This window comes from Syntrophales bacterium, from assembly GCA_030655775.1.
In the GTDB taxonomy this organism is placed as follows: domain Bacteria; phylum Desulfobacterota; class Syntrophia; order Syntrophales; family JADFWA01; genus JAUSPI01.
The window spans coordinates 1-10,948 of record JAUSPI010000165.1 but is presented as its reverse complement, the minus strand read 5'-3'; the positions used below and the strand labels follow the sequence as shown (position 1 = coordinate 10,948).

General features: G+C 44.2%; 11 protein-coding genes. 7 read left to right on the top strand and 4 right to left on the bottom strand.

Annotation, left to right across the window (positions count from 1 at the left end; all coding sequences use genetic code 11):
- Positions 1-736 precede the first annotated feature (736 nt).
- The 3 genes from miaA to Q7J27_09040 all read left to right on the top strand — a co-directional run bounded on the left by miaA (position 737) and on the right by Q7J27_09040 (position 3,892).
- Positions 737-1,645, top strand: a complete 909-nt coding sequence (gene miaA, locus Q7J27_09050; protein ID MDO9529294.1) for a tRNA (adenosine(37)-N6)-dimethylallyltransferase MiaA — start codon at positions 737-739, stop codon at positions 1,643-1,645.
- Complete coding sequence (locus tag Q7J27_09045; protein ID MDO9529293.1) at positions 1,642-3,027, top strand: glycosyltransferase family 2 protein; 1,386 nt, start codon at positions 1,642-1,644, stop codon at positions 3,025-3,027. The genes miaA and Q7J27_09045 overlap by 4 nt, the downstream gene beginning before the upstream one ends.
- A 172-nt stretch (positions 3,028-3,199) precedes the next feature.
- Complete coding sequence (locus Q7J27_09040; GenBank protein ID MDO9529292.1) at positions 3,200-3,892, top strand: SagB/ThcOx family dehydrogenase; 693 nt, start codon at positions 3,200-3,202, stop codon at positions 3,890-3,892.
- Positions 3,893-4,166: 274 nt separating this feature from the next.
- On the opposite strand, the gene Q7J27_09035 is transcribed toward Q7J27_09040, so the two are convergent.
- Positions 4,167-4,952: a cytidylate kinase-like family protein gene (locus tag Q7J27_09035; GenBank protein MDO9529291.1), complete on the bottom strand. Its 786-nt coding sequence runs from the start codon at positions 4,950-4,952 to the stop codon at positions 4,167-4,169.
- Positions 4,953-5,069: 117 nt separating this feature from the next.
- On the opposite strand from Q7J27_09035, the gene coaE reads away from it, so the two are divergent.
- Positions 5,070-5,681: a dephospho-CoA kinase gene (gene coaE / locus Q7J27_09030; protein MDO9529290.1), complete on the top strand. Its 612-nt coding sequence runs from the start codon at positions 5,070-5,072 to the stop codon at positions 5,679-5,681.
- Between the two features lie 17 nt (positions 5,682-5,698).
- Here coaE and Q7J27_09025 read toward each other — a convergent pair whose 3' ends face one another.
- Positions 5,699-6,742, bottom strand: a complete 1,044-nt coding sequence (locus tag Q7J27_09025) for a sensor domain-containing diguanylate cyclase (protein ID MDO9529289.1) — start codon at positions 6,740-6,742, stop codon at positions 5,699-5,701.
- Between the two features lie 170 nt (positions 6,743-6,912).
- Between Q7J27_09025 and Q7J27_09020 the strand changes: the two genes are divergently transcribed.
- The 3 genes from Q7J27_09020 to Q7J27_09010 all read left to right on the top strand — a co-directional run bounded on the left by Q7J27_09020 (position 6,913) and on the right by Q7J27_09010 (position 10,044).
- Entirely contained in the window at positions 6,913-7,722 is an 810-nt protein-coding gene (locus Q7J27_09020) for an electron transfer flavoprotein subunit beta/FixA family protein (protein ID MDO9529288.1), read from the top strand.
- Between the two features lie 32 nt (positions 7,723-7,754).
- Positions 7,755-8,762 carry an electron transfer flavoprotein subunit alpha/FixB family protein gene (locus Q7J27_09015; GenBank protein ID MDO9529287.1) on the top strand — a complete coding sequence of 336 codons (1,008 nt, stop codon included), beginning with the start codon at positions 7,755-7,757 and terminating at the stop codon, positions 8,760-8,762.
- A 151-nt stretch (positions 8,763-8,913) separates the two neighbouring features.
- Positions 8,914-10,044 carry an acyl-CoA dehydrogenase family protein gene (locus Q7J27_09010; GenBank protein ID MDO9529286.1) on the top strand — a complete coding sequence of 377 codons (1,131 nt, stop codon included), beginning with the start codon at positions 8,914-8,916 and terminating at the stop codon, positions 10,042-10,044.
- Positions 10,045-10,134: 90 nt separating this feature from the next.
- On the opposite strand, the gene Q7J27_09005 is transcribed toward Q7J27_09010, so the two are convergent.
- Positions 10,135-10,701, bottom strand: a complete 567-nt coding sequence (locus tag Q7J27_09005; protein ID MDO9529285.1) for a molybdenum cofactor guanylyltransferase — start codon at positions 10,699-10,701, stop codon at positions 10,135-10,137.
- Between the two features lie 67 nt (positions 10,702-10,768).
- The coding region (locus Q7J27_09000) for a hypothetical protein (GenBank protein MDO9529284.1) at positions 10,769-10,948 on the bottom strand (180 nt) is incomplete at its 5' end.

Sequence of the window (10,948 nt, the reverse complement as noted above, 5' to 3'; positions counted from 1 at the left end):
GAGCAGTGCAATGATTGAGGGGAGACTCATTTTAAGGAGTAAGGGGAGAACAGGGTCCTTGCCAAGGTCAAGTTTCTTGTTATTCATTGAAGTAGTGTCTCTTTAAAAGTAGTAAAGTATTGCCAAAATAATGTTACAACTGTGTTGCATTCGTAAATAGTCATAAACTGCACCATTTGTCGTCCTGAACTTGTTTCAGGATCTCACTTGTTTCAGCATCTAATTATTTCAGCAAGTTAGAGACCCTGAATGATCCTGAAACAAGGTCAGGACATGATTTTGGGTGACAAAAAAAGACTTTTTACGAACTTGTTAAGCTTCTTTACACGGACAAACAATACCGGATCAAGGTCCGGCACATGGTTTGTCCATGCTACCCCTTTTGTTAATTAGTTAAGAGTGCTTATGCCCTTCGGGGTGGAGGACAGGGTGGGGTAATTGTTAAAGTATATCGCTATCATGTATTGGACTTTAATTTCAAGACAATTTGGAGGAGGGCTTGGGAATATGATTCTTCAATGCTCAAAATATTTTTTCGACAATTGATAAATCAATTCTGTAGGGTGGCATTTTATATGCCACCGTCTGCGGTCGGGTGTAAAACCCGACCCTACAACCTCGTCTTCGATTATGTCATTCCCAACTTGATTGGGAATCCAGATTCCTGTTTTTACGGGAATGACATTACAGTTGGATCAGAATCATATTTTTAAAGTTCTCATAAGAGTGAGAAGGTATGGAATATAATCTTATCGTTATATTAGGGTCGACTGCCTCTGGTAAGACACGGCTCGCGGTGAAACTTGCAAGGGAACTGGGCTCGGAAATCATCTCGGCGGATTCCCGGCAGGTCTACCGTGGCATGAATATAGGAACCGGCAAGGATCTGTCTGAGTATGTTGTCGATGGCATCTCTGTGCCGTTTCATTTGATTGATATCGTCGATTTCGACCATGAGTTTAATGTCTTTGAGTATCAACGACGATTTTTCGAATGCTTTTTGGAGATTTACGGGCGGGCAATCCTGCCGATCATGGTTGGGGGAACCGGCCTCTACATCGAGTCGGTTCTCAGGGGATATCGGATGCTCGAGGTTCCGGAGAACGTCTCTTTGAGGAAGGAGATTGAAACAGAGGACATGGAAGCACTTGCCGGGCGTCTTCTTCAACTCAATCCTTCTGTCCATAACACTACGGATTTAAAAGATAGAAAACGTCTAATACGGGCGATTGAGATAGCCGAGTATTCAAGAAACCTTGATTCTGAAGAGATATCAATTCCACCAATAGAACCCCTTGTAATTGGTGTGCGCTGGGAGCGGGAAATCCTTCGCCGAAGAATTACAGAACGTCTCAGGAAAAGGCTTGAAGAGGGAATGATTGAGGAGGTTGAAGGTTTGCTTTCCTCGGGGATAAGCTGGCAAAAGTTGGATTTTTTCGGTCTGGAATATCGCTATATCGGTCTTTATCTGCAGAGAAGGCTGAGTTATGATGAGATGTTTCAGAAGCTGAATACCCGCATTCACCAATTTGCCAAGAAACAGGGAACATGGTTCAGGCGTATGGAGAAACAGGGAATCGAGATTCACTGGATTGACAATGCCGATTTTAATGCACTTAGAGATTTGGTTGGGAATTTAATATGAATATCTCCAAAAATATTGGAAAATATCTGAAAAATTATGCCGTTGCTGACAGATGGCGGCTTGTTTCGAAAAGACGTTGCAGGGTCGACAATATCGTGGTTATTCCTGCTCTGGCTGAGAAAGAATCACTCTTTAGAACCCTTGCCAGTCTTTCCGAAAACGAACAGTCAGAGCTGAATCGTACGCTGATTATATGTGTTATGAACAACAGGAGAGGGCACATCACATCCCTGGAAGATATTGGCAATAACCAGGAGACAATACGATTGCTGAAGAACCTTATGGAGAGCGATAATCCTGTTAATAATCTATCGAATCCGTTGATTGATAAAATCTGCCGGAGTAATTTAAAGATATCATATATCGATGCCTCCTCGCCCGGATCGGAGCTGCCCGACAAAAATGGGGGGGTCGGCCTTGCAAGAAAAATAGGGCTCGATATTGCGTTAAAAGTATTTGATTACAAGGAACCTTGTGCGAAGCTGCTATTCTGCCTCGATGCAGATACCGTGGTGGAGAGGGATTACCTGTCGGCCGTTCGCAGGTTCTTTGAAAAAGAAAAGGCAACTGCTGCAGTGGTCGCTTTTCAGCACCAGGATGCCGATGACCCCTCCGTGCGGGCCGCTATCTGTTGTTATGAGATATTCCTGCGCTATTATGTGCTTGGTTTGAGCTATGCTAACTCAATGTATGCATTTCATTCGATAGGTTCTACTATAGCCTGTACGGCAGATGCATATGTGGCTGTAAGAGGTATGAATAGAAGGGAGGCAGCAGAGGACTTTTATTTTCTCAATAAACTTGCCAAGATTGGAAGTGTAGGTCTGGTTAATACTACAAGGGTTTATCCTTCTGCGCGCCCCTCAAACCGGGTTCCCTTCGGTACCGGGCAGCGGGTTATACGATTTCTGGAAGGTGGCCAGGATGAGTATATATTGTATGACCCCAAGGTGTTTTCGATATTAAGAGAATGGTTGCAATTGATGCCGTCCTGTTTGGATAAAGATGCCGGGGAGATATTGATCCTGGCAGAAAAGATACATCCTTTGCTTGAGAGTTTCCTGATGGTGAATAATTTCAGTGTAATATGGCATCGGTTAAGGGAAAACAGTAAAAGTTCAGACGGTCTTTACAGACAATTCCTCTCCTGGTTTGATGGGTTCAAGACTCTCAGGTTGATTCACCATTTAACCGAGAACGGCATCTCACGTATTGAGATGTTTACTGCCCTTACGGAATTGTTGGAAATGATGGGGAGGAGCTGTCCGGAAAGAACTGCCCTGGACCGGACCCCGGATCTCGGCGTTCAATTGAAGATACTTGGATATTTACGAAAAATGCAAATAAAGTCGGGCGAGACGCCCGACCTGCCATGTAGGTAGGACAGGCGTCGATCTGCCACGCCCCCCCGGGGGTAGGGGACAGTAGCGTGTCCCCTCTGTGGGGCACAGAGACCCCACGCTACGTAAGTAGAGTTAACTTGAAACTACTTCCCATTATAATACTGCAAAGTAGTATAATAAAATTTTTTACGAGACTGTGGATGGTCAAACCATGAAAACTATACCGGTAACAATCATTGCAGTTATTTTCTCTTTGTTGTTTGTCGTCTGCAGCGGTGAAGAGAAAGCGATGGGTGCAATGAAAGGAGGAAAAATGAACGAGGAAATTAAACTACCCGCAGCTCAATTGACAGGCAGTGTTTCCCTGGAAAAAGTTCTCTCTGCAAGAAGGTCGGTGAGAGACTATAAAGACAGTGCATTGAGATTATCAGAGGTGGCGCAGCTTCTCTGGGCGGCTCAGGGAATTACTGCTGACTGGGGAGGGAAGACAGCGCCTTCAGCCGGTGCAACCTACCCCCTGGAGATTTATGCGGTGGTGGGTGATGTTGAGGGACTCAAGCCAGGAGTATATCGTTATGTTTCCAGTTCCCATAGTCTAAAAAAGACAGTGGAGGGGGATCTTCGGGAACAGTTATCCGCGTCGGCACTGGGACAGAGGTGTGTCGCGGAGGCACCGGTTACCGTGGTTGTTGCCGCTGTTTTTGATCGTACTACCAACAGATATGGTGAGAGGGGTGTTCGTTATGTTCACATGGAAGTGGGACATGTGGGGCAAAATGTCTGCCTTCAGGCGGAGAGTCTGGGTCTGTCTACTGTTATCGTTGGGGCCTTCAGAGATGAGGCAGTAAAGGGTGTTTTGAAGTTAAAAGAAGCTCCCCTCTATCTGATACCGGTGGGGAGGTGAGATTGAAAGGGGAGATGTGAAGCTCCGTCCTTTGGGCGGAAGCTCCCCGGTAAGGAAAATGTTTTCTATTATTGCGCCCCCTTGCGGGATGCGCCCCCGGTCAACCATGTCCGTCCAGAGCGAACGAATAGAAGAGCACTGCTCCTTGTATTTCGAAGCTCCCCTGCATCATGTTACAGAGGAGCTTCGATTATTTATAAAAAATCTTCATTCGCTTTGAGACGCGAGTTTCCAAAGCTTTCTACAATTAGTTGTGCAAATTCCTTTAGTTTTCCTATACTTTTTTCTGGACGGTAACTTTAAGAACACCTGAAACTTTTTCTGCAGCTTTTTTGATTTTATCTTTTTCTTTCTCTGAAAGAGTTGATACCGTTTTTACGCGAATATCTCCACCGTCAGCGTATACTTCAGTTTCATTGTTCGCGTCTGTCAAGGCAGCTTTAACCTGGGAAGCCAGAGATAGATCTTCTATTGCTTTTTGAGACTCAGGGGTCGTTTGAAACTGTTTTAATTTAACTGCCTTACAAATAATCTCAACCGCTCGATCAACGGTTATGTTTTTAATATTAATGACAATATCATAGAGAACAGGATCTACTACATCAATTCCATAGAGGTTTTTACTCCATTTTGTTCGTTGACTGTCAATTTTTTTCAGAAATTGAAAAGCTTCTTTTTTTGAAATTTTATCCCGCTCCATCACTATTTTGGCACGATCCTTTATGTCCGCAATGATTCGAACCTTGAGAACGTGAGAAATATCTTTCACGAAAAAATGACCTGCAAAGCCATGGTAAACTATATTGTCTTGTTTCAGGTGTTTTAAGAGTTCACTTTCAATATATGTAATATATTTTTCTTTTACACGAGTAAAACGATCAAAAAAAGAGGGTGGGTCTGCAATGGCCTGAAGTAGTTTTACTTCTGAAATATTATAACTTGCTGAGGCATCAATAAGAACCTCTCTGGCAATACATTTATAGCCCAGTTTATTAGCAACTTTTTCGGCTATTTCTTTTCCCCTGGTGTGCGAACCCCTTGATATCGTGATAATAGACATGACTGACCTCCTTTTATGTATTGTTGATGAGATTATATTAACATTATACCATATATTGTCAACCGGGTGCATGCTTTTTGATTGATAGAAAAGAGTCCTTGTGGTAGAAGCGAGAGCATGTTGAGCGTTGGGCTAACAGGAGGGATCGCCAGCGGGAAGTCAACAGTCGCTAAGATGTTCCAGGAAAAAGGCGCATACCTGATTGACTTAGATGTCATGGTGCGCTCTGTGGAGGAACCGGGGGCTCCTGTATGGAAGAGAATCGTGGAAGATTTCGGGTCGAAAATCCTGAATGAAGACGGAACGATAAACCGTGAGAAACTTGGCGCCATTGTCTTCTGTGATAAGGAAAAGCTGGAGAAGCTCAACGAAATTGTACATCCTGTCGTTTTTGGAGAATGGAAACAGCAGATTGCTGATATAGAGAAAAATGACCCGGATGCCATAGTCGTTTCAGATATTCCTCTCCTGATAGAGGTGGGGAAGGTGGATGAAGTTGATCTGGTTGTCCTGGTCTATATTTCTCAAGAAGAGCAGATTCGAAGACTCATCGAGAGAGACCGGTGTAGCCGTAAAGAGGCACTGGCTCGAATTGACTCTCAGATGCCGATAGATAAAAAACTCTGGTATTCCGATTTTGTAGTTGATAATGGAGGATCGCTTGAGGAGACAGCGGAGCAGGTAAGTGATATCTGGGAGAGATTTTTAGAGAGAGAAAAACAGATTTGACCCCATCTTACACTCATTCAATGGCATAAATTGGTGGAATAACGTTCTGATTTGAGTTTCTTGGCATGGTAGAGCATTGTATCCGCTTTTTTTAAAAGGGATTCCGCCTCGCTTATTGTTTTATCTTCTGTTGATGCTATTCCAAAGCTGATTGAAACCGGGATTGATGTTTCTTGAGTATCCATGGGATTTTCCCGGAAAAAGTTTTCAAAGCGGCTCGTTAAATTATGGGCATTTTTAGTAGTTGTGTATGGAAGGATGATTATAAATTCATCTCCTCCAACTCTTGCAACAATGTCACCTTCTCGGCTCATATACTCTAAATGGATTGCGACATATTTTAGCAAATCATCACCGATGTCGTGGCCATACCGGTCATTCACAATCTTCAAGCCATCGATGTCAAGGTATATTAGTGACAAAGGGGTTGCATAGCGCTTGGTCAGCCCGAATTCTCTATTCAAAGCATCGTCCATGACTCTGCGATTCAGCAGTCCCGTGAGTGGATCTCTGAAGGCAAGCAACTTGAGTTTTTCATGAGCTATCACATTCGACAGGCAGATTGAAATCTTGATGGCAAGTTGCTCGAGCAGGATTGTGTCCATATCGGGTTGAAAACGCTGCTCAGAATGATCTGCCTGGTTCAGGCTGCCGATGATTTCACCGTCGACGGTTAACGGAGCTATGGCAAGAGATCTTATAAGGTACTTATGCTTCTGCGGCATAAGTTTGTAGAAGGCTTTTAGGTTGTTATTTATTAGTACGGGTTTTGCCTTGTTTCCAGTAAGGTTTGTAAATGTCTTTCGGTCTATAAAATTCAGCCGTTCCTTGAGGGTTTTGGATGATGTCAGTGCTTCAGTGAGGTTGTAAACCTCACTGTTGTCGATTATTGAAATCCAGACGTATGGAATTTCAAATTTTTCTTTAATTTCGGTAAGCAGTCTTTCAAAAAGATCTTTAAAGTTAAGGATTGACAGGATGCTTAATTCGATTTCAAAGAAATTTTGAGCAATATCCTGGTTTGTTCTTAGCGTTTCAAGAATCTTTTTTATGTCACTCATATCTTTGCCTGCCTGCATAAAAAAACGTCTTTGCGAGATACTACATTCAAATAATCTTTGCAACACAATTTGCAGGATTATTTTATATCTTCGTTGACAAAATCTTGTCATTTTTGTACTGTACTTCAAAAACTTTACTATATGAAGGGTTGGGGCCCAGGGGGTAGAAAATGTCGTTGAATATTATTGTGTGTATCAAGCAGGTTCCTGACCCCGAACATTTTGATAAGATTTCCATTGATCCGAGAACCGGTTCTATTCAGAGGGAGGGAATCCCATCCATCACAAATCCTCTGGACAGGAATGCCATTGAAGAAGCTTTAAGAAAAAAGGAGGAATTCGGAGGGATGGTAACAGTCCTGACGATGGGACCGCCACAGGCGAGAAAGAGCATTGAGGACGCCCTTGCGATGGGTGCCGATAAGGGACTCATTCTCTGTGATGTGGCTTTTGCCGGGGCGGATACCCTGTCGACAGCCCGTGTTTTATCGGTCGGCATACGTTCCCTGGGTGAATTTGATTTGATTTTATGCGGGAACGAAACAGTGGATGGGGCTACCGGGCATGTAGCGGCTCAGTTAGCAGAGTTTCTCGATATTCCCCACGTAACTTTCGCACGGAGGATTGACGTTGTTGATGAGAAGACTGTTATGGTCGAGCGGAACATTGAGAACGGTTATCTTGAAGTTGAGGTGAAGCTTCCCGCAGTGATTTCTGTTGTGAAGAGTATTAACAAATACAGGCTTCCCACTGTTATGGGAATCATGGAGGCTGCGGGGAAGGAGATTGTGGAGCTTGGATGTTCTGCCTGCGAATCAGCTGGTGTGCCGGGGAGCGAAATAGGGCTTGAGGGGTCTCCTACAAGGGTGCTGGAAGTTTTTGAGTCACCTCAAAGACGCAAGGTGGAAATGATTGAAGGAAACCCCGAAGAAATTGCACGAAAACTTGTACGAAGACTTCATGAGCTTGAGGGGCTGTGAAGAGCAAACAGTGAGCAGTGAGGAGTGATCAGATGAAAGACGTTATGGTCTGGATTGAACAGAGGGACAACCGTATAATGGATGTATCTCTGGAAATGCTTCAAAAGGCCACAGAACTCGCCGCCGTGTTGGAAGGCAATGTTTCTGCTGTTCTCATCGGTAATGAATGCAGAAAGCTGGCTGATGAAATCATTTTTTACGGAGCATCTAAGGTCTTTCTGATAGAGGACCCCCGGTTACAGCTTTATCAAAGTGACCCCTATGTCAGGATTGCATCTGATGTCATATCCGAAGCTTCTCCTGAGATTGTTCTTATAGGGGGTACGTCTATCGGCATGGACATTGCTCCGAGGGTTGCAGCCAGGTTGAGAACAGGACTGACAAGTCACTGCGTTGATTTATATATCGAAAAGATTGAAGGAAAAGATCAGCTTGTTCATATGGTTCCCGGTTGGAAGGGGAACATGATGATAAAGATTATCTGTCCAGAGTGTCGTCCACAGATGGCGACTGTTCGTCCCGGTGTAATGGAGAGGGGGAAACCTGATCATCTACTAAGAGGGGAGATTGTATCAATAAGTCCCGATATAAGGGATGACGATTTTAAAGCGAAGACACTGGAAATGGTGCATGAAGAAGTAGAGGGAATATCTCTGGATGATGCGGATATTATCGTTTCTGGAGGTTATGGTCTCTATTCAGCAGGAGGGTTTAAACTTATTGAGGAACTGGCGGATGCTATAAATGGGGAGATAGCCGGGACCCGCCCTGCTTTTGATGCGGGCTGGATTCCGGAGAATCGAATGATAGGGCAGAGTGGCAAGACGGTAAGGCCGAAGCTCTTTGTGAGTGTCGGGGCTTCCGGGGCGATGCACTATACAACGGGTTTTAGCAAGTCGAAGGTTATTGTCGGGATCGATAGAAACCCTAAGGCCTCTATATTTAATGTTTCGGATATTGGCGTTGTCGGGGATCTGGCAAAAATCGTTCCCTGTTTGATTGAAGAGTTAAAAAATAAGAAAGAAATTTTTACAGACTGAGTGTTCTACCCCGTAATTACGGTGACGTATTTTCGGTTTCACCCCCACCCAAACCCTCCCCCTTCAAGGGGGAGGGCAGGGTGGGGGCGGATTATCTATATGTAATAGTATTTATGAAACACACTACTAAGCAGCAAAAGGGGGGAAAGCAATGTTTGAATTTACTAAAGAGCAAGAAATGTTAAGGGCGATGGTTCGTGAATTTGCGGATACTGAGTTGGCTCCAAGGGCGCTGGAGCTGGATGAGAAGGGGGAGTTTCCCTTTGATATAGTTAAAAAGCTTGGGCAACTGGGAATCATTGGAATGGCCTTACCTAAAGAGTTTGGAGGGGCTGCTATCGGTTATCTGGCCGCAACGATTGCCATTGAGGAACTTGCCCGGGTTTACCCGTCGATAGCTTTCTTTACTATGGTCAGCCAGGTTCCCATGTATGCCATAGAGAATTTTGGAACGGAGGAGCAGAAGAAGAAATATTTGCCGCCTGTAATAAGAGGTGAAAAGATTATCTGTATTGCCGCTACTGAGGCTACAGGAGGGTCTGATATCGCCAATCTGGGGACCGAGGCGGTAGCTGCTGACGAGGACGGTTATACTATTAATGGCAGAAAGGTCATGATTACCAATGGTGGTGTGACAGATTATGCAGTTTTACTGGCAAAAACAGGGGACAGGGCCAGTATGTTTCTGGTGGAAAAAGAGACTCCGGGATTTACTGTTGGCAGGAGAGAGGAAGAGATGGGGTTTAAATCTCTTCATGTGAGTGAACTTGTCTTTAATGACTGTAAGGTTCCCAGGGAAAATCTCATCGGCAAAGAGGGTAGCGGCTTTAGTATCGCAATGACCGCCATTAGTCATAACAGGGCTTCCATAGGTGCCATAGGTCTTGGAATTGCCCGGGGGGCTTTTGAAATCGCACTGAAATATTCTAAAGAAAGAGTCCTTTATGGAAAACCGATAAGCAACTTGCAGGCCATTCAATTTATGTTAGCCGACATGGAAACAGAGATCGATGCAGCCAAATGGCTTATCTACTACCCGAGGGCCGCTATGGATCGTGGGTTGAGTCCTCGAGAGATCGGCAAGCACCTGTCCCGGGCCAAGGTTGTCGGCACAGAGGCAGCTCTGAACGTTACGAAAAATGCCATAGAGATACTTGGTGGTTATGGAGTAAGTCGGGAATATCATCTGGCCAGGCTGTTGAATGATAGCATGGAGCTATTTGCCGCTGCCGGTACCAATCAGATTCTAAAAGTGATCCAGGCAGGGGAGATTCTTAAATAGAAATAATACTTTCAAAGACGACTCTAAAGGTAAAAATAAATGCAACTTGGCATAAAGGGTTGCAAGTAGAATAATTTCGATAGATGGCAGTCAGAAAATTTGCGTTAAATCTTCCTTTGTGTTGATGTTTGAGAACATCCTTCTTTCAGGATCGAAGGTTGTTATGGTGTCGCCGGGGATTTTCAAGACTTTTAAGCTTTTGAAGAAACCGGTTATCTTGAGTTTATCCGTATCGATTGACTTTTTGATATGGGGAAGGCACCTGCTGGAGTAGATAGCATGGAGGGGCTGAAGCCCGTCTGGAGGGTTGGGGACAACTATATCATAATGTCCGATTTTGGAAATCATATATTCTATAAAATTTCTGTTCAGGAATGGCATATCGCAGGCCGAGACGAATGAGCAGTTACAGGTTGAATAAAAAAGTCCGGTATAAATGCCACCTATTGCACCTTTTTCTTCGATGATATCGGTCACAATTTTAACATCCTGATCGAGGTACTCGAGTGGGGAGTTGGTGACCAGTATAACTTCCTTGAAAATATTTTTAAAAAGCCTTACCGTTCTGTCTATTAGCTGCTCACCGTCAACCTTTATAAAGGCTTTGTTTGTTCCCATCCTGATATTTTTGCCGCCGGATAAAATAATTCCTGTCATTTTTCCCCATTGTTCAGATGTTGCTTAAGGCAGAGGAAGACATCCGCCCACATTTCACATAAAATTTTCAAGTGTGGAATATTACCCACAATGGTAGAAATAAGTCCATAAAAAATTTCCGGGTATCAAGGATGATGCATTTGTAAAAAGTCGAATTTCCCCTCCCCCGGTGGGAGGGGACAAAGGGGAGGGGGATATCACCGCTTGAAATGTCGTCGCTTTCACCCTCACCCCAGCCCTCTCCCAT